The organism is Deinococcus alpinitundrae (assembly GCF_009982895.1).
Classification (GTDB): Bacteria; Deinococcota; Deinococci; order Deinococcales; family Deinococcaceae; genus Deinococcus; species Deinococcus alpinitundrae.
The window spans coordinates 179,880-201,252 of the sequence record NZ_WXZL01000005.1 but is presented as its reverse complement, the minus strand read 5'-3'; the positions used below and the strand labels follow the sequence as shown (position 1 = coordinate 201,252).

The 21,373-nt window shown below is 62.5% G+C and carries 14 protein-coding genes; 8 read left to right on the top strand and 6 right to left on the bottom strand.

Annotated features, from left to right (window positions below; genetic code table 11):
* Window positions 1–2: 2 nt before the first annotated feature.
* From GUI70_RS06855 to GUI70_RS06840, 4 genes are all read right to left on the bottom strand, one after another.
* Complete coding sequence (locus GUI70_RS06855; RefSeq protein ID WP_237724754.1) at window positions 3–2,741, bottom strand: DUF7927 domain-containing protein; 2,739 nt, start codon at window positions 2,739–2,741, stop codon at window positions 3–5.
* A gap of 381 nt (window positions 2,742–3,122) precedes the next feature.
* Complete coding sequence (locus GUI70_RS06850) at window positions 3,123–5,372, bottom strand: beta strand repeat-containing protein (RefSeq protein WP_161881545.1); 2,250 nt, start codon at window positions 5,370–5,372, stop codon at window positions 3,123–3,125.
* Window positions 5,373–5,575: 203 nt separating this feature from the next.
* Window positions 5,576–7,648: a DUF11 domain-containing protein gene (locus tag GUI70_RS06845; RefSeq protein WP_161881544.1), complete on the bottom strand. Its 2,073-nt coding sequence runs from the start codon at window positions 7,646–7,648 to the stop codon at window positions 5,576–5,578.
* A gap of 70 nt (window positions 7,649–7,718) precedes the next feature.
* Window positions 7,719–8,216, bottom strand: coding sequence for a hypothetical protein (locus GUI70_RS06840; RefSeq protein ID WP_161881543.1), 498 nt, complete (start codon window positions 8,214–8,216; stop codon window positions 7,719–7,721).
* 498 nt (window positions 8,217–8,714) lie between these two features.
* Between GUI70_RS06840 and GUI70_RS06835 the strand changes: the two genes are divergently transcribed.
* From GUI70_RS06835 to GUI70_RS06825, 3 genes are all read left to right on the top strand, one after another.
* Window positions 8,715–9,935, top strand: a complete 1,221-nt coding sequence (locus GUI70_RS06835; protein WP_161881542.1) for a vWA domain-containing protein — start codon at window positions 8,715–8,717, stop codon at window positions 9,933–9,935.
* A 199-nt stretch (window positions 9,936–10,134) separates the two neighbouring features.
* Entirely contained in the window at window positions 10,135–11,538 is a 1,404-nt protein-coding gene (gene lpdA, locus GUI70_RS06830; RefSeq protein ID WP_161881541.1) for a dihydrolipoyl dehydrogenase, read from the top strand.
* Between the two features lie 80 nt (window positions 11,539–11,618).
* Complete coding sequence (locus GUI70_RS06825; protein ID WP_161881540.1) at window positions 11,619–11,789, top strand: DUF1905 domain-containing protein; 171 nt, start codon at window positions 11,619–11,621, stop codon at window positions 11,787–11,789.
* 263 nt (window positions 11,790–12,052) lie between these two features.
* On the opposite strand, the gene GUI70_RS06820 is transcribed toward GUI70_RS06825, so the two are convergent.
* Window positions 12,053–12,868, bottom strand: a complete 816-nt coding sequence (locus GUI70_RS06820; protein ID WP_161881539.1) for a hypothetical protein — start codon at window positions 12,866–12,868, stop codon at window positions 12,053–12,055.
* Between the two features lie 76 nt (window positions 12,869–12,944).
* Between GUI70_RS06820 and GUI70_RS06815 the strand changes: the two genes are divergently transcribed.
* Window positions 12,945–13,226, top strand: coding sequence for a YdeI/OmpD-associated family protein (locus GUI70_RS06815; RefSeq protein ID WP_161881538.1), 282 nt, complete (start codon window positions 12,945–12,947; stop codon window positions 13,224–13,226).
* A 23-nt stretch (window positions 13,227–13,249) separates the two neighbouring features.
* Here the strand turns inward: GUI70_RS06815 and GUI70_RS06810 are convergent, their stop codons facing one another.
* The gene (locus tag GUI70_RS06810) at window positions 13,250–14,221 is read right to left on the bottom strand and encodes an HD domain-containing phosphohydrolase (protein WP_161881537.1); all 972 of its coding nucleotides are present in this window, start codon (window positions 14,219–14,221) and stop codon (window positions 13,250–13,252) included.
* Between the two features lie 536 nt (window positions 14,222–14,757).
* Between GUI70_RS06810 and GUI70_RS06805 the strand changes: the two genes are divergently transcribed.
* The 4 genes from GUI70_RS06805 (at window position 14,758) to GUI70_RS06790 (ending at window position 21,347) form a co-directional block, all read left to right on the top strand.
* Window positions 14,758–16,101 (top strand): S8 family serine peptidase, encoded by a 1,344-nt coding sequence (locus GUI70_RS06805; RefSeq protein WP_161881536.1) that lies wholly within the window; start codon window positions 14,758–14,760, stop codon window positions 16,099–16,101.
* 817 nt (window positions 16,102–16,918) lie between these two features.
* Window positions 16,919–18,793: a bifunctional diguanylate cyclase/phosphohydrolase gene (locus tag GUI70_RS06800; RefSeq protein WP_237724753.1), complete on the top strand. Its 1,875-nt coding sequence runs from the start codon at window positions 16,919–16,921 to the stop codon at window positions 18,791–18,793.
* A gap of 445 nt (window positions 18,794–19,238) precedes the next feature.
* Window positions 19,239–20,339 (top strand): redox-regulated ATPase YchF, encoded by a 1,101-nt coding sequence (ychF, locus tag GUI70_RS06795; RefSeq protein ID WP_161881534.1) that lies wholly within the window; start codon window positions 19,239–19,241, stop codon window positions 20,337–20,339.
* A gap of 207 nt (window positions 20,340–20,546) precedes the next feature.
* Window positions 20,547–21,347, top strand: coding sequence for a substrate-binding periplasmic protein (locus tag GUI70_RS06790; protein WP_161881533.1), 801 nt, complete (start codon window positions 20,547–20,549; stop codon window positions 21,345–21,347).
* Window positions 21,348–21,373 lie beyond the last annotated feature (26 nt).

The following is a 21,373-nucleotide window of genomic DNA, read 5'->3' as shown; positions in this document are numbered from 1 at the left end:
CCTCAGTAGCTCCAGCGCACGTCGGGTTCGGTGACGGCGGCGCGTCGCTCGCCTGTCCAGTCAAAGCGGTAAGTCAAGGTGGTTTCTCCTGTCGCCAAGGTAGCGGCCAGAGTATTGCGGCCTTCTTTCAGCGCCGCGCCCTGCGGCAGCGGGTCGTTCAACACGAAGTCACTCAGCGGCTGGGCACTCTGAAGGCGCAGTGTCACCGTATAGGTCTGGGCATCGACGCTGACGATCTTGGTCAGGGTCAGCGGCCCGGAGACGAGCGAAACGCTTCGCGTCGCGTCAATCTCGCCAGTCAGCGGCGCAAGTGGGAAGTCAACCCCGGTCAGGCCCAGCACATTGACGGTGCGCGTGCCGCTCAGACCGCCGTCCATCGGCACCGAGAGCGCCACCGAGGGCACGCTCTGGGGATCGAGGCGCAGCGCCTGAATGCCCATCTTTACGTCCTTGAAGTGGTAGCGGCCCTGGGCGTCGGTGAGCACCTCGCGGCCCCCGGCCAGCAGGATGCGCGCGCGGGCCAGCGGCTGGTCGAGCGCCGACTCGAAGCGGCCATCGCGGTTGCGGTCGATATAAACCGTGCCGACGATGTCATTGAGCGGCGCGAAGGTGAGCAGCTTGAGCTTGACCGTGGCCGTGGCCGTGTTGCTGGCGATGGCCTGACTGAACTGGCCCGAGTTTGCCCGGCCCGACACGGTCACCGTGTTGAGCAGTTCTTCGGTGGCCTGGGCGGTGACCCGCACCTGGTAGGTGATGATCAGGTTGGCGCTGGGCGGCAGATCGCCGATCGCCCAGGCAAGGTGACCGTCTTGCTGCTGAGGGTCGGCCAGCGGCTGCCCGGCCAGGGTGGCACTGCCCGGCAGGTAGTCGAGTCCTGCTGCCGGGGTGTCGGTGACGATGCCGTCAATCAGGGACGCCTTGGCCGAGAGGTTGCGAATCACCAGGGTGTAGGTGAGGCGGTCTCCGTACGTCACGTTGGGCTGGTTCACGCTCTTCTCGATCACCAGTTTTGAGGTCCATACCGGGCTGGACGTCTCGTTACTGTCCAGCGGGCCAGGCAGTTCGCCGCTGGTCATGTTGAAGGTATTGGTGACATTGGTTCCGTCGGCTGTCGCCGCACCGATCTGGGCCTGGATGCTCAGGGTGCGGCTCTCGCCAGGGGCCAGGCTGCCCAGCGTCCAGGTAACCGCGCCACCGACGAGCTGCCCGCCGTCCGAGGCACTGGTGAAAGTAAGAGCCGGGTTGAGCGGGTCGCGCACCACCACGTCGTGCAGGGCCACCGTGTAGGTGTTGCGAACCGTCAGGGTGTAGGTCAGGGCCGTGCCCGCCGGGACCAGGCCGCTGGGCGTCACCGACTTGATCAGGTCGGGGAGACCCGCCTGCACAGTGGTGATCAGGTCCTGGGTGGCATTCGTAGAACCGCGCTCGCCAATGGCGATCAAGCGCAGGGTCAGCGGCCCGGCCTGCTGCGGCGTCAGGCAGACCTTGAAGTCGAGCGTGGCATTCGGCGTCAGGGCAATCGGCAGATCAAGCGGCGCTCCGGCCATGGTCCTGAAGACGGCACTGCCCGCCGGGGTTGCCAGGGTGCTGTTCAGGGTATAGCTGTCGGCCACGTCACCCGTGTTCTTGAGCGTCTGGTTGAAACAGGTTTCCTGGCCCACCAGTGCGAACGCCTTGGTCTGCTGATCGGTGGCGCTGCCTTCCGGCGCTTCGGGATTGCCGATGGGTCCCAGCGCCACGGCCGGGTTGAACTGCGAGGTGAGTTGGGCCTGGGCCTGGGCCGTCTGGTTGCCGGTGGCGGCCAGCGCGGTGTTGGTCAGGGTGCGGTTCTCGGTGGCGGCTCCGGCCAGCATCTTGAAGGTCAGCGTTAATATCGCGCCGGGCTTGAGTGAAGGGACCCGCACCCGCAGGTTCTGAGCCGCGCCCGCATCGCCCGCCTGCCAGGTCGGCGCGCCGCCAGACTCCAGGGTGCCGCTGCTGGCCGAGGCGCTGCCCGGCACATAGGTCAGGCCCTGGGCGGTGAGGGCACTCAGGTCGTCACTGAGCGTCAACTCGCGCGATTCGCCCTGTCCGGCGTTGGTGGCCGTCAGGGTGACACTGGTCTGGTCGCCAGGCTTGACGACGCTGGGGCTGAAGCGCTTGGAAACGCTCAGCACCGGCAGCGCCCCCAGCCGCAAGAGCGCCACGTTGTTGGCGTCGTCCGGCTGCCCCGCACAACTTGCCACCAGATTGACAAAGCCGTCGCCGCGCTGGGCGTCATTGGTCTGGGCCAGCACCAGCAAGCTGGCCGAGCCGTCCACCGGCAGCTTGAGGCTGCTGATGGAAGCGCGCTCGCCGTCGTCAAGCTGGCCGTTGCCATTGGCATCGAGGTAGAGTGCCGTCGCCGGCGTGAAGGCCGATTCGCCGGGAATCCGCACACTCAGTGGCACGTCGAAGGTCACGTTGCCACTGTTGATGACCCGGTAGGCGAATAGCGCGCTCTCGCCGGGCAAGATGGTCTGTTGCTGGCCCGGCTGACCCACGCTGCCGTCGGGCGTGACGCTTACGGCGCACACTGGGCTGACGCTGGTGCTGACCAGATTCGACTGCGCCGTGACCGGCGGCTGGCCGGTGACGAGCGGATCGGCGCTGCCGGTGGCGATATTGGTGATGACGGTTCCGGCAGGAGTCCCGGCGGCCTGGGCCAGACCCAGGTGGGCGAGCAGGGTCAGAACTGAAAGTGAGTGAATAAACCGGCGCACATGACCTCCTGTGACGCGATAACCTGAGGGAACAGACGGGGTGAAATTCATAAAGCTTCCTGCAGGAGAGTGGCCCTGAAGAAACTGGGCACGTTAGAGAATTGAGAAGCGTGGTGTCTCCGAGGCGGATGACAGGGAAAGGAAACGATCAAAACGGGATCTTCTTCATTTGGTGATGGGTATTACGATGAAAGCAGTGCAGGGAAATTCAAAACGGACGCAGCAAAAAGAGACCCGGGCAAAATTGATAGGGAAAGTGCGCTCCAGCCTTCGGAGCGCACTTGGAGCAGCGACTTTAAGATATGGAGTGGAGCCTTACAGATGCCTTACCTGAGAGCCATCCAGGCACCGCCCACACTCAGCGGCGGTGCCTGAAACGACTTACTTGATGGTCACCTTGATGTCGAGGCGGACTTCCGCCAGCGGCGGAATGACGTCCGTAGCCGTGATGGCATTGTCACCGTTGGTGTCGAAGGCGACCTGGATACCGCTGGTCACGCCAGCGGGAGTCGCCGTAGTGAAGCTGCCGGTGCCGTTGATGCGGTAATAAGGCGTGCCGGTGAGGGCGGTACCGTTGGGGGATTTCAGCGTGGCGCTGGCCGAGACGAAAGTGGTGTAGGTGTAGAAGTTGGTTGTGGACAAGGCAATAGCTCTGGGCAGATCACTCAGCACGAAGTTCGCAACCGGCGCATTGAAGTTGTTCTTGGCGATGATGGCGTAGTTCAGCGTCGCGCCGGGCAGCGCGTTGATGGCGGCCTTCTCACCCACTACGCCCGTCGGCAGGGTCGTTCCAGTGGTCTGGTACTTGGTAACCGTGATGCCGTTATTGGCCGTCTTGGCGGACTGGATGGTCACCTTGTCGTCACTGTCGCTCAGCGAAATGGTGCTGTAGTTGCCCACCGCGTTCTGCGTCACCAGGGCACTTCCGGCCTGCGAGCCTGCGGGCACGTCCACGATGGCGAATACCTTGATCTCGGTGTTGGCGACAATCGTTGGGGTGACAAAGGTGTTGGCCGTCGCACCGGCAGCCAGGGCCGCGCCAGTGGAATCCACATAGCGCACATTGACCGTCTGGTTGGCGATCACGCCAGTTGAGGCATTGATCACCGGAATGCTCACCGTGCCACTGAGGGTAAATGCGTCGTCATATTCGCCGAGGTTCGCCACGTCCATTGGGAAGACGGCACTGGCGTCGGTACCCGTTGCGGCCGTGGTCTGCGGTACTGGAGCCGCGCCGGTAGCAAGCGTCGTCACGGCAGGTGTCGCGGCAGGGTCAGCCGGGAAGACGAATTCTTCGGGAGTAGTATTGGTTGCGCCGATTGAGCTGCCGTTGCTATCGCTGAACTGGGCAGCAGGCGGGTAAATGGTGTCTTTGGTGGTGGAGTCAGCGACGAAGCCAGCATCGTTGCCCGAATCGATATTGACGCTGATCACAATTGGACTCGGGTCGACGACCGAGTTGGAATCAGGGTAGGTCACTTCAGTCCGGAACGGTACCGAGCTGGTCGGGGTCCCACTCGCTCCCAGCGTCAGGGTGGGGTAGCTGGTGCCGCCGGTGTTGACGATGGTCAGGGCATTGCCGGAATTGTCGAGGTAGCGCACGGTAACGCCGCCGGGCAGGGTGAAGATGCCGGTGGTGCTGTTAAAGGCCGTGAAGCCGGTCGGGAAGAGGTTGACCACATCGGTCTGGTTCCCAGAGTTGGTAGCCAAATTGTTGAAGGTCACCACATCAGCGTTGTTGTTGGTGTCGGCAGTCGGGTAAGCGAACTGATCATTGCCGATGACAGCAATGGAAGTCTTGGGGTTGTTGGGGTCAGGGTTGTTGGGGTCAGGGTAGACGGGAGTAGCAGGAGGAACAGACGGCGGGAAGACCGGCGGGGTCGGCGGGGTGAAGGGGCCCGAAGGCGGCTTCACGGTGATGTTCGGGGTGTAGACGGTGGCCTGGGCGTACTGAAGGTCGGCAAGCGGCTCAGTGACAGCGGCGTAGTAAGCTGGGTCGGTCGAAGACAAGGGGCTGGCCGCCGCCGCACCCTTGGGGCTGACCGCGTAGACCTGATTTGCCGCCGCCGTCGCCGGCACCGTGATGACCTGAACGATCTGCACGAGGCCTTCGTCGTTGCCGGTGCCGGTGGTGTTCACGTCGTCGGCAGGCAGGGTCACGGAGGTGATGGGGGTGCTGCGGGTCGTGTCGCTCGCCAAGTAATACGTCGTGGTCGCGCCGGTGAAGGGGCTATTGGTGGTGTCCGCCGAGAGATTGACGACATAGTTGTTGATGTTGCCGGTATTGACCACATTGTAAGTCGAGATCAACTGGTTGCCGGAGGCCGTCGCCGTAGGAATGACAACACCTTTGTAAGCTGTCGGAATCTTGTTGGTGGCGCTGTCATCACCATTGGTTCCGTCGGAGTTGCTGCCGGTGTACTGAATATCGAAATTGGCCTGCGGCTGCACGATGGTGGTCACTTCGTTGGAAACGGCCGTACCCGGCGTTCCGGGCGCAGTCGGATCGGTGAAACTGGCGGCGGCCGTGTTCTTGATGGCTGTGCCAGCGGTGGTGCCGGAACCCACGGCGACAGCACTGCCAGCCGCCAGAGCGATCATCAAGGTGAGCAGAGACTTGTTGACTTTCATGTAATCCTCCTCAGGATTATGGAACGGTGCGCTTTGAGTTTGGAACGCGCCGTCGGGAGATAGAATGGAGGGCGGGATAAATTGAAGCGCGACTGAGTCTCTAGATGAGCGCTTGTTCTGACGAATCTTACCTGAGCTTCACTTACAGGTGACTTACTTCACAGCGGTCATAAAATTGACCGTGAGCACACCACCGGTGAGACTTATTTCACAGTGGTCGTGAAATTGACCGTGAGCACGCCGCCGGAAGGCACTGCGTCGTTGCTGTCGATGGTGTTGTCGTTGTTGGTATCCACCCCTACATCCACCTGGTTAATGGTGCTAGGGACCAAGCCCGGCACCGCGCTGGTCTGCCATGCGGCGTTGTTAAATCGGTAGAGCACCTTGCCCACGAAGCTGGCCGTGCCGGTGACGGTCTTGAAGGTGCTGTAAGTAAACAGATTGGTGGTGGTGGCTCCCTGGGTCACGCCGCCCTTCTCGGTCAGCACGAAGTTTTTCAGCGCGGCGTTGTAGTTGTTGGTGGCCACCAGGGTGTAGGGCAGGTCGTCGCCGGGGCGGGCAGCAGGGGGCGTGGACTTGGTGATGCTTAGGCCATTACCCACGATGCCCACCACGATCTGATCGTTGTTGTCGCTGCGGGTGTTGCCGCTGTAGGTGCCCACCGAGGTCTGTTTGACAATGAGCGGAGCGCTACCGCCGTTGGCGGTGGTGCTGGCGGCATTGGCGGGAATATCCACCACAGCGATCACGTGAACACTGCCGCCGCTGGGCACGCTGAGCGTGAGGCCGCCGGTCAGAGGTGTGGCCGAGTCCGGCACACCGTCATTGTTGGCATCAAGGTAGTATTTGACCGGCACGGGCACGGTAGTGCCATTCACCAACTTCACATCCACGCTGCCAGTCAGGGTATACGCCTCAGCGTAACCGCCGGTGTTCTGCACCGTCATGGGAAAGGTGGCGCTGCTGTCGGTGGCACTATTGCCCGTGCCAGTCGATGCGCCGGGCACAACTCCCTGGCTGGGTACCTGTCCCGCATCTGCCGTGCCGCCAGGATTGACCGTGTCACCGAAAACCTGCTGGGCGGGGAAGGTGGTGAAGGTGGCACTGGAGTTAGGCAGCAGGTCGGCGTCGTTGCTGGAGTCCACACCGATCACCACGGGCACCGGGCTGCCGGAATTGCCCACGCCGTCAGGATCGGGGTAGGTCACGACCACCTGGTAAGCCGCGCTGCCACCCACCGGAATCGGACCGAGCGGGTAGTTGCCGTTGGCGTCCTTGGTGATGGGGTTGCCGCTTCCGTCGAGAATCTGCACCGTCACACCAGTGGGCAGACCAGTCGGCGGAATCAGGGCCACGGTGTCGGGCAGGCTGCCATTGTTCTTCACGGCGCTGATGAACTTGACCACGTCGGAAGTCGTGTCGAGATCACCCTTGGGGTACGCCTTCTGGCTACCGGTGGTCGGGTCCACGCTGATGGTCGTGCCGGGGGTGGTGGGGTCGGGGTACACCGGCACCGGATTGGCGGGATCGGGATCGCCGGGCGTGGTGCCGGGCGTGGTGGGCTCGGGCGCAGGGGTGCCAGGCACCGTATCAATCGGCGGTACCACCGTCACCGAGGGGGAGGTCACGCTGGCACGGGTGTACTGCAAATCACCTGCGGGTTCCTGGGCAGGCACCACCGCACTGCCGTTCCACTGGTCGCCGCTGGCCTGCGGGCTGACACTGTACTGGCTGCCCGCCGCCGCGCCCGTCGGCACCTTGATGCGCTGGATGATGGTGACGCGGCCTTCGTCGGTGGGGGTCAGAGGGTCGTCCACCGGCACAGGAATGGAGCCAGTGATCAGGTTGGCGGGCGAAACACTACCGAGGTAGTACTCCACGCTGCCTGCCGGAACCGGCGTCACAGTGCCGGTGGTATTGGGGGCAATGGTGATCGGCTGGTTGTTGACGTTGCCTAGGTTCACCAGGATATAGCTGGTATCGACGTTGGCTCCCGGCAATACGTTTTTGATGTCGTAGTCGGGGGCGCTGGGCGTGGTGGCCGTGGTGCCGTCAGTGCCGTCACTATAGACAGTGTCAAAATCCGGCTTGGGCAGCACGCTGGTCTGCACCAGATTGGACTGCACCGGGTCCGAGATCGGCGCATTGGTGTTGGGGTCCGTGAAGCTCGCGGTGGCAACGTTACTGATCTTGGTGCCAGAGGGGGTTCCGGCTGCCGACGCTGCCGACGCCGCTAGGGCCAGCATCAAAGCCAGGGTTTTGGGGGGAAGATTCATCAGACTTGCTCCTTGAAGCACTTGCAGCAGTGAAAATGGAAAGGGTGGTGCCGCGGGCAGACGACAGATCTCAGTTGACCTTCACCCGGAAGCCGAGCTTGAGGCTGTCCCCGGCAGCGAGTTCGCCCAGCACCCAGCGCACGTTGGTGTACTCGGCGGGCTTGACCTCGACTTCCTTTTGCACGGCCTTGCCGTTCTCGGTCACAGTGATGGTCTTTTTCAGCGGCGCAGCGGCGAAGGTCTTGCCCTTATCGAAGCTGAAGAGGGTCTGGACAGTTTCAGCGGATTTGAGGCTATTCAGATACACCGTGCCCACTGGAACCGGCAGATTGACGGTGACGTTGGCCATGACCTTACCGAGGGTGTTGGTGGCGGTCACAGCCTGCTCCAGCACCGCGCCGGGCAGCACCGACTTGGGATCGGGGGCCAGCTTCTCGACTGTCTTGCCGTCCTGGGTGGTGGTCTGCACCAATGCCTGCGAGAGCACCAACTTCAGCGGCGAGCTGGCCTGGGCCAGGGCTGTGCCTACGAGGAGGGCCAGCAGGAGGGTGGGTGTGGAGCGTTTCATGAGTTCTCCTTAACAGATGTGGGGATTGACAGATCATTCGGATATGAGGACCTGGTTCAGGCCTGAGGACTGCGCTGATCCTAGATACGAAGTTCTTACCTCGGCCTTACGAATTGTCAAAATACGTGTGAAAAAATCAGCATTCCTGGACACGATGCCATTCGGACAGCAACTCGCCCAGATAGGTGACGAATTGTTTCGTATGAATGGATACTGTTCAACGTCAAGTCGTGCTCATCGCCGTATCGCAGCGCCGCCGTTACAAACGTCCAGGCACGCTTGCGCCATGCTGAAGATCAGCAGGCAGCGATGCGAGCGGGTTTTCCGGAGTGCAACTGAAACCAAGCGGACAGCCAGCACCGCTGACCTGGGCGCAGACTGGGCCAAGTCCAGCGCTGCCGGTTTCTCCCGCTGCTCATTTTCTCGCCTGTCGTTTCTCTCCCTGCGTTTTCTCTCGACTGTTTCTCTCGTCTGCTTTCCTCGTTTGGAGGTCCGAACATGACCACGCACGCCCGTATCACCCGCTACAGCAAATTTGAAAGCGAACTCGACGAACTGGAAAGCAGCGAACTGATGCAGATGATTCAGGAAGCGCTGCTCGGCCAGGGCATGAACGACCCCTACGACCCCGACCCCAACGCCCGGCCCAGCATGGACGATCTGTTCGATGCCATTCTCAACGCGCTGGCCGAGCGCAACATGATTCCCGAGGAGATGCTCGCCGAGGCCATGCAGGGCGAGGGCGAGATTCAGGAATCGAGACTCGGCCAGCAGATTCAGAAGATGATGGATAAACTTCAGCAAGACGGCTTTATCCGTAAGGAGTTCGAGGACGGCGAGGGCGGCGGCGCAGGCCAGAGCGGCGAGAGCAAGTTCCAGCTCACCGACAAGAGCATCGACTTTCTGGGCTACAAATCGCTGCGCGACCTGATGGGCGGGATGGGCCGCAGCAGCGCCGGAGCGCACGACACCCGCGACTACTCCTCGGGCATCGACATGATGGGTGAACTCAAGAGTTACGAGTTCGGCGATACTCTCAACCTCGATACTACCGCCACGCTGAGCAACGTGATCGCCAAGGGGCTGGAAAACGCCGAACAGGAAGACCTGGTGGTGCGCCAGAGCGAGTACAGTTCCTCGGCAGCCACGGTGGTGCTGCTCGACTGCTCGCACAGCATGATCCTCTACGGCGAGGACCGTTTCACGCCCGCCAAGCAGGTCGCACTTGCCCTGGCCCACTTGATTCGCACCCAGTACCCCGGCGACACCCTGAAGTTCGTCTTGTTTCACGACAGCGCCGAGGAAGTGCCGCTCTCCAAGCTGGCCCAGGCGCAGATCGGGCCGTACCACACCAACACGGCAGGCGGTCTGCGGCTGGCCCAGCAACTCCTCAAGCGCGAGAACAAGGACATGAAGCAGATCGTGATGATCACCGACGGCAAGCCCAGCGCCCTGACGCTGCCCGACGGACGCATCTACAAGAACGCCTACGGCCTCGATCCTTATGTGCTGGGCGCGACGCTGCGCGAGGTCGCCAACTGCCGCCGCAGCGGAGTGCAAGTCAACACCTTCATGCTGGCCCGCGACCCCGATCTGGTGGGCTTCGTGCGCCGCGTCTCGGAGATGACGCGCGGCAAGGCCTACTTCACCACGCCGCAGAATATCGGCCAGTACGTATTGATGGACTACATGAGCAACAAGACCAAAGTCGTGAACTGAGCGCGGCGTCGGTACCCAGGCAGGCCGGGAGGCGAGACGTCCCTGGCCTGCTTTTTGGTGTGATCGGGTCTTGTCGTCCGGTGAGGCTGGACGGTCCTGCCCAGAACCGCACACTCACGCTTCCGAGTTGTTAATATTCCTCAACTGACTTCCCAAATGCGTTACTCTCTGCCGCCCTGTACCGCGTTAAACTGAACCCATGACCAAAGCAATGGATTTTGATGTCCTCATCATCGGTGCTGGCCCCGGCGGCTACCATGCCGCCATCCGCGCCGCGCAGCTCGGCCTCAAGGTGGCCTGCGTCGAAAAGGAATACCTCGGCGGAGTGTGCCTCAACGTCGGCTGCATTCCCACCAAGGCGCTCCTGCACGCGGGCGATGAACTGGCCGCCAGCAAGCATGCCGCCGAGTTCGGCCTGACTTTCTCAGACACCAGGCTCGACATCGGCAAGCTCAACAAATGGAAAGACGGCATCGTCACCAAGCTGACCGGCGGCGTGGGCGGGCTGTTCAAGGCCAACAAGGTCACACACCTGATCGGTGAGGCCGTGTTCGTGGACGCCCAAAGCATCAAGGTGGGCGACAAGACCTACACCGCGTCCAACTTCATCGTCGCCACCGGCTCGGAACCGGCCAAACTGCCGGGGCTGGACGTGGACCAGCAGAGCATCGTGGACTCCACCGGAGCGCTGGTCATTCCCGACCCGGTTCCGGCGCGGATGCTGTGCGTCGGCGGCGGCGTGATCGGCTTTGAGTTCGCCCACATCTACAACAACATGGGCAGCCAGGTCAAAATCATCGAGTTTTTGCCGAACGTGATTCCGGGAGCTGACGCGGGCGCCGTGGCGGCCTTCCGCAAGGCGATGGAGAAGCAGGGCATCGAGGTGCAGACCCAGACCAAGGCCAATAAGGCCGAGAAGCAGCCTGACGGCACCTTGAAAGTCGAACTGGAAGACGTGAAGACCGGCGAGAAGCGCACGGAAACCTACGACCGGGTGCTGGTCGCGGTGGGTCGCCGTCCGCGAAGCGCCGGGTTGAATCTGGAGGGCCTGGGCATCGTCACCGAGCGCGGCTTCATCACCGTCAACAGCCGGATGCAGACCAACGTGGCGCACATCTACGCCATCGGCGACGTGGCGGGCAATCCGATGCTGGCGCACAAGGCCATGAAGGAAGGGCTGGTGGCCGCCGAAGTCATCGCGGGCGAACCCGCCGAGATGGACCCGGTGGCAATTCCCGGCGTGGTGTATACCTCGCCCGAACTGGCCTGGGTGGGCCTGACCGAGGAAGAGGCGAAGGCCAAGGGCTACAAGATCAAGACCGGGCAGTTTCCGTTCGCCGCCTCGGGCCGCGCCATGACGCTGCAATCGACCGACGGCTTCGTGAAGATGGTCACCGAGGAAGGCACCGACCTGGTGCTGGGCGTGCATATCGTAGGGCCGCACGCCTCCGACATGCTGGGTGAAGCCAGCCTGGGCCTGGAGATGGCCGCTACCGCCGGGGACATTGCGCTGACCATCCACGCCCACCCGACACTCGGCGAGAGCGTGCTGGAAGCGGCGGAAGCGGTGCACAAGCAGGCCATCCACATCGTCAACCGCTGAACCTTGAGTGAATAAGGAGCGCTCCTGCGGGGGCGCTTTTTCGTTTTGGGAGGGCGCGGTCCTGAGCCATACTGATCTCCATGCCTCAATTTGAAGCCGTACTGAAACTGGAAGGCAAAACCGCCACCGGAATAGAGGTGCCGCTGGAGGTGGTGCAAAGCCTCGGCAGCAAGAAGCCCGCCGTCAGGGTCAGCCTGGGCGCTTACAGCTACCGCAGCACCATCGCAGCCAGAGGGAAACACCCTAAGTAGGTGACAGTTTCTGGGCGCACGTGTGGAAGGCGCGGATAGACGCGCGCTCAGTGCTGCTCCAGAGCATATTGACGAGGGCAGTCTTGAGGGTATTGAGGCCGTACCGCATCACCGAAACGGCTAGACGTCCGTGAGCAAGTACCCATTCGGGTACTTGCTCGTGCTCTTGTTCACCGGTGTGCCAGGCCCACACGGAGGCGATGGTGATGACGCTCAGCAGGGTGGTGAGCCGCTGTGGATGGCTCAGGTGGGTGGATTCCAGTTCAAAGCCTGAGCCCTTCCAGTGTTTGAAGAGCACTTCGATAGACCAGCGTCGAGCGTAGGCGGGCACCCTTATGGCGACCGTGTTCCAGGGTGGCCACATACAACAGATGACCGTGCGCATCTCGGACAGCGCAGACCCGCAGTGGCACGCCATAGACCATCAATGGACGGTACCACCAGCGCACTTCGTGCGCGGCAATACCTTTGAACAGACCCCAGACCGGCATGCCACCCACCCGCGTGTCAGCTTTCAATCGAATGCAGGGGGCGACCTGATGCTTGCTCAGGAACTGAAACCACTTCTTCCCGATGAATTCGCGGTCTCCCAAAAGACCGGCGATGCGTTCAGCAGGTAACACGAGAAGAACGCGGTCCAGCAGCGCGTTCCGGGTGGCGGCGTTGCTGCTTCCCCCATGGGGAAGCAGGGTCCACATCAACGGCAGCGCCTGATCCCGGATGATGACGGCGACCACCAAGATGTTGATTGACCGTTGGCCGAGCTGCCAATTCGTGCGGTCAATGACCAGCCACAGGCGTTCGTTGGGATCAGCAAACGACAGAACGAAGTGTGCGAGCACCTCGCCTGGCAACTGGATGTTCTTAAAGAACCGATGCAACTGCTTGATTTTGCTGCTGTAAAGCGCCTGACCTGGGAGTGCGGCGGCGAGCTTGGTCAGCCGGACATCTTCGCGTTGGACCAGCGCCGGAAGAATCGCGACCAAGAGTGACAGGCTCGGCAGACCGAGTCCCCAAGGATGCTGTCGCAGGTGGTTGAGGACGATAGAGTGGGGCGAGCCGCTCGGGTGTGTTTTCATAACCGAAAACACCTTCCCAGAGCAGCTCTAGCCTTTTATCCCTCCAAAACTGTCATCTACTTAGGGAAACACCTTCATGCTGCCGGTCAGCGCCGAGCACCGACAGGGCGCGGGCCTGAAAGCGGGCGACCGGATGAACGTCACGCTGGAACTGGACACCGAACCGCGTCAAGTCAGTGTGCCCACAGACCTGGCGGCGACGCTGGAGCAGCACCCGGCGGCGGCCCGGCAACGCTTCGAGATGCTGTCGTACAGCCAGCAGCGCCAGCACACCCTAGCCGTCGAGGGGGCCAGAACGCCAGAGACGCGGGCCAGGCGCGTTGCCACAGCGGTGGAGAAGCTGACAGACGGGCCGTAATGCCCCAGTTTCCCGGTCTTGGCTCAGTCCGACGCGGCGGCCCTCAGCCAGGTCGTCAGCGCCGCGACCATCTCCGGGTCATACGTCTGGCCGCTCAGGCGCTCGAGTTCGGCCAGAGCCTGCGCCCTAGACCAGGCGTCCTTGTAGGGGCGCACGCTGATCATGGCGTCGTAGCTGTCCACCACCGCGAACAACCGGGCCAGCCGGGGAATCGCCTCGCCCGCCAGGCCGTCCGGGTAGCCGCTGCCGTCCCAGTGCTCGTGGTGGTGGCGGATCAGCGAGAGCGCCGCATCAGATACGAAGCCCAGCGCGGCGGCGAAGCGCTCGCCCTCCTGCGCGTGGCGGTTGATCTGCGCGCGCTCGCCCTCGCTCAGCGGGCCAGGCTTGAACAGCACCGCGTCGGACACCCCGATCTTGCCGATGTCGTGCAGCAGCGCTCCGGTTTCCAGCTCTGTGAGCAGCTCTTCCGGCAGCGCCAGAATCCGGCCCAACTGCTGGGCCAGCGCCGTCACCCGGTCGGTGTGACCCGCCGTCTCGCGGTCACGGACTTCCAGGGCCAGCCCCAGGGCACGCACCGCCGACTGACGGGCCACCTGGGCCGCACGCTCGGCCCGCTTCTGCTCGTCAATGTCGCTGCAACTGCCCACCCAGGCCAGGTCGGGGTGGGTGCCGTCAGGCAACCGGCGGCCCCGCGTCACGAACCACCGGTAGCAGCCTGATTGATCACGTAGGCGGTATTCGACGTCGTAGTGCTGATCGGAAGCGACAGCCGCCCGCCAGACGGCCAGCGTCGGCTGCACGTCATCGGGGTGCAGCGCTTCCTCGAAGCCGAAGCCCTTCGATTCGTGCAGCAAGCCGGTGTACTCGGTCCAGCGCCGGTTGACGTGGGTCCAGATCCCGTGCACGTCGGCGGTCCACAGCATCACCGGCATCTCCTCGACCAAGCGCTGGTACTCGTTTTGAGCACACAGGGGCAGGGGCTTGAGATCAGCCATTGGACGAGTCTAGAGCGCCCGCCGTCTCACCATCTTGCTGCGTTCTTGGGTATGGCATAACCGAAAGATATATTTTCGATGAGGGTAACCCTCGGTTCACTGGAGAGACGCCGCCGAGCAGCCAAGTCGAAAAGGCGCTCGCGGCAGTGTGCCGGATGTGACGCGCTGAACTCTTCCCCGCCGAAGCCGTGTAAGGAGATGCGATCCTGTCCAGCCTGAAGATCGTCGGCTCCAGAAGGGATAACCCCCGCTTTTATTTCTGGACACCAGCAGCGACACCCTCAGTCAAGCGGAACGTGGTCATCATGTGAAAAGATGGCCCGGCTTTTGGCATGCTTAAGTCGTTGGGCGAGAGCTTGGATGTCGAGCAGCCCAGGGCCTCCGCAACCCATGAGGCAGACGTGTGATAAATCTGATTACAACTGCTCCTCGTCCACTTTGTGTGACTTTTCTCTCATCAGAGAGCTGTAAGGCCTCCTCTCCTAAAATGCAACTCTATAGCGATGCCGCCCGCATTCTTCACCTGGAGGACTTTTATGCATTCATTCCAACGACTGATTCCCGGCTTATTGTTGACTGTCGGTCTTTTAGCGGCCTGCTCACAGTCACAGACCAGCGGCAACGCCAATCTTCCCGGCCACAGCGCCCCGCGCTACGACTACGTCGTTTCGGTGCCCCTAGAACTCGGAGACACCCGCGCAGCGGTGGAAGCCCAGCTCGGCGGCAGCGTCATGACCTGGCCGGACAACAGCTGCTCGGCCAGCGGCGACCCCAGCTGCACGGCTCTGCTCGGTTTCAACCGCTCGTCCGCCGCCATGAAGATCCTCAGCACCACCGCCAGCCGCCCGGTTTTCATCGAGCGCAACAAGGACGTATTCACCGGCGGCGGTGAATTGACGGCTTTTATGGGCGGCTCGCGCATCATCTGGGCCAGCGGCGGACTTCAGGCTTGGTCTGGCGGCTCGCGCATCATTTGGGCCAGCGGTGAATATTCGCCACTGCCGCAAAATACTGGCATCTGGACCAAGATCAACCTGCAAGCTGCCCAGGCGCTGGCCCCCAACCTGGGCGCGGGCGTCACGGTGGCCGTGATCGACACTGGCCTAGACCTCAAGCACTCGGCTTTCCAGGGCGCGCTGAGTGATCCCTCGACCTGGTACGACTTCTATGCGGGTGACGCCGTGCCGCAGGATGAAGGCACGCTAGGCGTGGGCGGCTTCGGGCACGGCACCAACGTTGCGGGCATCGTCTTGCAAATTGCGCCCAAGGCCAAGATCATGCCGCTGCGGGTGCTGGGGCCGGACGGCTCCGGCGACGTGGCCACCATCGCGCGGGCGATCTTGTGGGCAGCGGCCAAGGGAGCCAAGGTCATCAACATGAGTCTGGGCAGTGCCGAGAACTCCAAGGTGGTGCAAGACGCCATCACTCAGGTCAAGAGCCAGAACGTGCTGGTCGTCTCCTCGGCAGGCAACGCCAACGCCAATACGATCACCTACCCGGCGGCGCTGGCAGCAGATGGCGGCGCGGGCGACTTTTCGCTGAGCGTCGGTAGCGTCGACCTGAACGACCGCAAGTCGAGCTTCTCGAACTATTCCGACAAGCTCGAAGTGGTCGGCCCCGGCGAGAACGTTTACGCGCCCGCGCCCGGCGAACTGATGGCCGCCTGGAGCGGTACCTCGATGGCTGCGCCGATGGCCTCGGGCGCGCTGGCCCTGGCGTTGGCTCAGCCCCTCAACGTGCAGGTCAAAGACCTCGACAACAAGCTGGTCGATAGTGCCGCCGACGTCTATGCTAACAATCTCAACGCAGCCTACAACGGCAAACTGGGCAAGAAGGGACGTCTCGATCTGGTCGCGTTCCTCAAAGCCACGCTCAAGTAGCGCAGGCCAGGAGTAAAAAGGTGAAAACGTGGGTACGGATTGAGGGGCGTGGCCTGAAGCAGAGGCCAGGAAGCGGACCTTGATCCGCCACACCGAACCCCCCTCGCTGGGTCACGTACCGGAAAGCGTGACCTTCGAGGCACAATGTCGGGCCTTCGAGGAGGCGGTGAAGGCGCTGATCACCGCTGCGCCTCAACAGGCGCTGGCGGTAGCCGGTGATTACCTGCGTTTTACCGAGCAGCAGCCATCCGCTCAGGCCCGCAGTTGGCTGCTGCTTGGTCAGGTCCAGATCGAAAACCGTGACTTGCCTGCTGCTTTGCAGAGCTTGGAGCGGGCCGCCGCCGACTTCACCCAGGGTCAGGACAAGCTAGGAGCTGCTCAGGCTCACAACTTGGCGGGTAAAGTTTGCACTGACTTAGGAAACCTAGACGAAGCCGAAAGGCATTTGAAAGCGTCCATTGATCAGTTGAGGGGAATCAACGAGCCAGCTGGACAGCGACTATATGCTGCCGCGCTTAATCAGATCGTTGCTGTGCGACATGCTCAGGGCCAGGTCGACGAAGCGTTGGAGACAGCTTGGCAGGCACTAGGATTGTGGGAAACGTTGAAAGACGTACAGGCCCAAGCAATGGTACTAAGCAACATTGGTAGCATCCAGACTTGGCAGGGCCAGTACGATGACGCAGTTCTCACGCTTCGCCGGGCATATCACCTTCATCAAACGGCCATTGAGAATCCCAGATCTGAAGCCTTCATTTTGAGTAGCTTAGGCCGCCTCCACCATCTTAACGATGAGAATGCACTTGCCATCGAGGTTATGACTTCAGCTTTGGAGGCCACCAAACGCTGCGGTGACGATCTTCTTGAAATGCGGGTCAATCTGAATATAGGCACCTTCTACTTAGCCGCCGATCAGCTTCCTGAAGCGGCCAGCCACCTAGAGCGGGCGCTCGAAGGCAGTCGGACTTTCAGCCACCGGTTGGAGGAATCGTCCATTCTCGACAGTCTGGGCAGCCTCCGGGTCAAACAGGGCAACCTGTCTCAGGGCCAACTTCTCCATCAGGAAGCGCTCGACATCGCTCTGGAGATCGGTGACGAGCAGGGACAGCTCGACGCGCACCTGCATCTGGGTCAGGTGCAGCATGCGCTGGGCGAGCGTGCGGCGGCCAGGGAGCATCTGGAGCGCAGCCTGGAACTCGCCGAGCAGCAGCAGGCCCCCAAAGAACTGGCGCAGGCGCATCTGGCCCTGGCTGATCTGTCCGAGAGCCAGGAGGAGTGGGCACAGGCCACCTCGCACCTACGGTTACTGCGCCATATCGAGCGCGACCTGTTCAGTCAGCAGCGTGAGCGTCAGGTCCGCAAGTTCATGGTGCAGTTTGAAGTGGAACGCGCTAAGCACGAGACTGACGTGTACCGCCTGCGCACCGAAGTCGAGCAGGAAGCCCGGCAGAACGCTGAGCAGCTGGTGCAGGAGCGCACAGCCGAACTCGCCCGCGCCCAGCATGAGGTGGTTACCCGTCTGGCCATGGCGGCGGAATACCGCGACGACACCACCGGGGAGCATACCCGCCGGGTGGGGCGGTCGGCAGCCCGGCTGGCCGTGGCGCTGGGCTGGCCCGAGGAACGTGCCCAGGTGCTGGGGGTTGCGGCCCGCCTGCACGATGTCGGAAAGATCGGCATTCCCGATATCATCCTGCTCAAGCCGGGCAAGCTGAGCGAGGGAGAATACAGCCAGATGCAGACCCACACCCTGATCGGTGCGCGCATTCTGTCGGGTGGACAATCCGAGTTGCTGCGGCTGGCCGAAGAAATCGCCCTGACCCATCACGAGCGCTGGGACGGGCAGGGGTATCCACAGGGCCTGTCGGGTGAGGTCATTCCACTGACGGGCCGGATCGTGGCGGTGGCCGACGTGTTCGACGCCCTGACCCAGGCGCGGCCTTACAAACGGGCCTGGAGTGCCGACGAAGCGCTGCGGGAAGTGCAGGCGCAGGTGGGCAAGCAGTTCGATCCCCGGGTGGTGGAGGTGGCGCTGCAGGTGCTGACCGAGGAGAGCAGCGCCCGGCACGACCTCGACCTGAGCATCGAAGACAGACCCATGCCCGGCGAGGATGCCAGCCACATGCTGGCGGTGTTCGAACAACTGCTGGTCGAACGCAGCCGCGAGCTGGATATAGCCCGCCGCGAGGCTGAGCAGGTGGCCTGGCAGATGGAGCGCATGGCGCTGACCGACAGTCTCACCGGATTGCCCAACCGCCGTGCCTTCGAGGCTGATCTGGAAGCGCGCTGCGCCGGGCCGCAACCGGACCAGGACAGCATGTTCGTGATGTCGCTGGACCTCGACGGCTTGAAGTTGGTCAATGACACCCAGGGTCACGCTGCCGGAGACCACCTGCTGACTGCCTTTGCCAGCTGCGCTGCGCGAGCCTTCAGGCCGTTGGGGAACGTCTACCGGCTGGGCGGCGACGAGTTCGCCGTGATCGGCGCAGCTCCCCTGCATTCCCCCCTGCTGCTGGAGCGGCTGACCGGGGCACTCAGCGAGGTGAGCGCCTCCGGATTCGAGGCGGCCAGCGCCAGTTGCGGCGTCGCCTGGCTGCCGCACGACGCCCAGACGCCCGGCGACCTGCTGCGCATCAGTGATCGGCGGATGTACCGGCAGAAAGTGAGTCGGCGACTCAAAACCACCAACTGATCCGCCAGGCTGCAACAGGTTCAGTGCGCGTCGTGTCAAAGCCTGTCTGATATGGAGTGCACTCACTTCCGAACCGTCCGAGAAAGTGTTCCGGTGTCGCTCCATTTCGTCGTGAGCGGCACCTGCATGGGGCCTGCCCGCTTCTTGGACACAACGAATGCGCCTGGTCACGCCTACCCGCTCGGTCGGCGTTCACAGGTTGTGTGAACCGATTCGAGCCGGACTCCGTATGAGGCGGCATTGACCTTGCAGCAGTACCCAGACGGGAAGCCCGCTCAGAAGCAATCTTTTTTCACGTCAATTCGCAGCGGCCACCGAGCTGGGCATGCCCCAAATTGTTTACCCCGGAAGTTATCCACACTCCCCACCCAAGGCTGTGGATAACTTTCCGATGCGCTAAACTCTCCCCTGTTGCGCTCGCGGGCGCGTAAGGAGAATCGTTATCGTGAGTAGCTTAAGTATCGGAATCGTCGGCCTGCCCAATGTCGGCAAATCAACTTTGTTCAACGCCATTACCCGCGCCGGAGCACTGGCGGCCAATTACCCGTTTGCCACCATCGAGCCGAACGTGGGCCGCGTCAATGTGCCGGACGAGCGCCTGGGCGCGCTGAGCCAGGTCTTTACCAAGGGCGAGCGGGTGCCGCCGATCATCCCGACCTTCGTGGAATTCGTGGACATCGCCGGGCTGGTTAAAGGGGCTTCACAGGGCGAGGGCTTGGGCAACCAGTTTCTGGCCAACATCCGCGAGGTCGACGCCATCGCCCACGTCGTGCGCTGTTTCGAAGACGGCAACGTTATTCACGTCGCCAACCGGGTCGATCCCCTCGACGACATCGAGACCATCAACACCGAGCTGATTCTGGCCGACCTCTCCGGCCTGGAAAAGCGGGTGGTGGGCCTGACCAAAAAGGCCAAGGGCGGCGACAAGGAGGCCAAAGAGCAGCTCGATATCGCCGAGGTCATTCTCAAGGTGCTGGGCGAGGGTCAGCCTGCCCGCGCCGCCCAGATCCAAAGCCCAGTGCCCAAGGACTTCGGCCTGATCACCATCAAGCCGGTGATTTACGTGGCCAACGTCGGTGAGGACGATCTGGCGGGCGACAACGACCTCGTCAAGCAGGTGCGCGAATTCGCCGCGCGTGACGGCTCGCACGTGGTCAAGATCAGCGCCCAGATCGAAGGCGAACTGGCCGAGATGGAGGAGGAGGACGCCCGCGCCTTTCTGCACGACCTGGGCGTCGAGGAAAGCGGCCTCGATCAGCTGGTTAAGGTGGGCTACGCCACGCTGGGCCTGATCACTTTCATCACCTCGGGCGAGAAGGAAGTGCGCGCCTGGACCATTCGCAACGGCGAGAAGGCCCCCGAGGCCGCTGGCGAAATCCACTCGGATCTGGAGCGCGGCTTCATCCGGGCCGAGGTCATCGAGTGGCAGAAGATGGTGGAGGCCGGAGGCTGGGCGGCGGCCAAGAGCAAAGGTTGGGTGCGCACCGAGGGCAAGGAGTACGTCATGAAGGACGGCGACATCATGAACGTGCTGCACAACATGTGAGGAATCGTACTGCCGGTCGTCTGATCTGCGAAATGGGCACCTGAGGTCACTAAGACAAATTGTCAGAGTTTGTCAAGAGTCGGCGTTACAGATTGAGGCAATCTCAGTTCCAGAACGGCACCCGGTCTGAAGAGCGTGAAGTCGGCGCTTCATCCAGGGTCGGTGTGCTGTCTGGAAACGGGAACAGCCCATTCTGGAGGCCCAGCCTTGTTACGATTCCGCACTCTTCTCGTTCGTCTCGCCCTGCTCGGCGCGGCAGCCACACTGCCCAGTCCGGTGCATGCCGCTGGCCTGGCCAAGTTTCAGGGCCAGGGTCAGTTCAGGCTGGCCTTCAGCACAGCACAGCCGCCCCTGATCAACCAGAACGGAGCCGCCTTCGAGGGCTTCGCCACCGAACTGCTGAGCCTCATCGGCAAACAGATGAAGGTCAACACCCTCACCTGGCGCAAGGTCGCCACGCCCCAGTCCCTGATGGACGGTCTGCGCTCGGGCAGCTACGACGCGGTCATCGACAGCCAGTTGCCGCAGCCGCTGAGCGACGTGAGCCTCAGCAAGCCGCTGGCCTGCGGCGGCGGCGTGATTCTGGCCCGGCCCGGCGGTCCCACCTACGAAAACGAGCTGAAAGGCAAGCGCATCGCCGTGGTGAGCGGCAGCAGTTATTTCTACTATGTCCGCAACCTCTCGTTTAACAAGCAGGTCAACGTCTTCGCCAACGACGACCAGGCCCTGCTGGCGTTTCTGACCGGAACGATGGACGCCCTGGTCATGGACCGCTACGCCGCCCTCAAGATGTTCAAGAAGGCGGGCGCGAAGGTCATTCAGGTCAGCCCGCTGCTGTGGTCGCAGGACATCACCCTGGTGATGGACCGGGACGGCGGCGCGGCGCAGGCCGACAACAACGAGGTGCTGGGTCCTTTCAACATCGTCCTCAAGAAGATGCTGGCCGACGGCAGCTACGCCGCCCTGAGCAAGAAATACTTCGGCCAGGACGTTCACTGCGAGCCGTAGACCCTGCCCTGAGCACCAAGACGGTG

Excerpts from the sequence above, each read along its gene's own strand:
- GUI70_RS06850 (WP_161881545.1), bottom strand. The coding sequence starts at position 5,372 with ATGAAAGTCAACAAGTCTCTGCTCACCTTGATGATCGCTCTGGCGGCT.
- GUI70_RS06845 (WP_161881544.1), bottom strand. The coding sequence starts at position 7,648 with ATGAATCTTCCCCCCAAAACCCTGGCTTTGATGCTGGCCCTAGCGGCG.
- GUI70_RS06840 (WP_161881543.1), bottom strand. The coding sequence starts at position 8,216 with ATGAAACGCTCCACACCCACCCTCCTGCTGGCCCTCCTCGTAGGCACA.
- GUI70_RS06835 (WP_161881542.1), top strand. The coding sequence starts at position 8,715 with ATGACCACGCACGCCCGTATCACCCGCTACAGCAAATTTGAAAGCGAA.
- lpdA (WP_161881541.1), top strand. The coding sequence starts at position 10,135 with ATGACCAAAGCAATGGATTTTGATGTCCTCATCATCGGTGCTGGCCCC.
- GUI70_RS06825 (WP_161881540.1), top strand. The coding sequence starts at position 11,619 with ATGCCTCAATTTGAAGCCGTACTGAAACTGGAAGGCAAAACCGCCACC.
- GUI70_RS06820 (WP_161881539.1), bottom strand. The coding sequence starts at position 12,868 with ATGAAAACACACCCGAGCGGCTCGCCCCACTCTATCGTCCTCAACCAC.
- GUI70_RS06815 (WP_161881538.1), top strand. The coding sequence starts at position 12,945 with ATGCTGCCGGTCAGCGCCGAGCACCGACAGGGCGCGGGCCTGAAAGCG.
- GUI70_RS06810 (WP_161881537.1), bottom strand. The coding sequence starts at position 14,221 with ATGGCTGATCTCAAGCCCCTGCCCCTGTGTGCTCAAAACGAGTACCAG.
- GUI70_RS06805 (WP_161881536.1), top strand. The coding sequence starts at position 14,758 with ATGCATTCATTCCAACGACTGATTCCCGGCTTATTGTTGACTGTCGGT.
- GUI70_RS06800 (WP_237724753.1), top strand. The coding sequence starts at position 16,919 with ATGACTTCAGCTTTGGAGGCCACCAAACGCTGCGGTGACGATCTTCTT.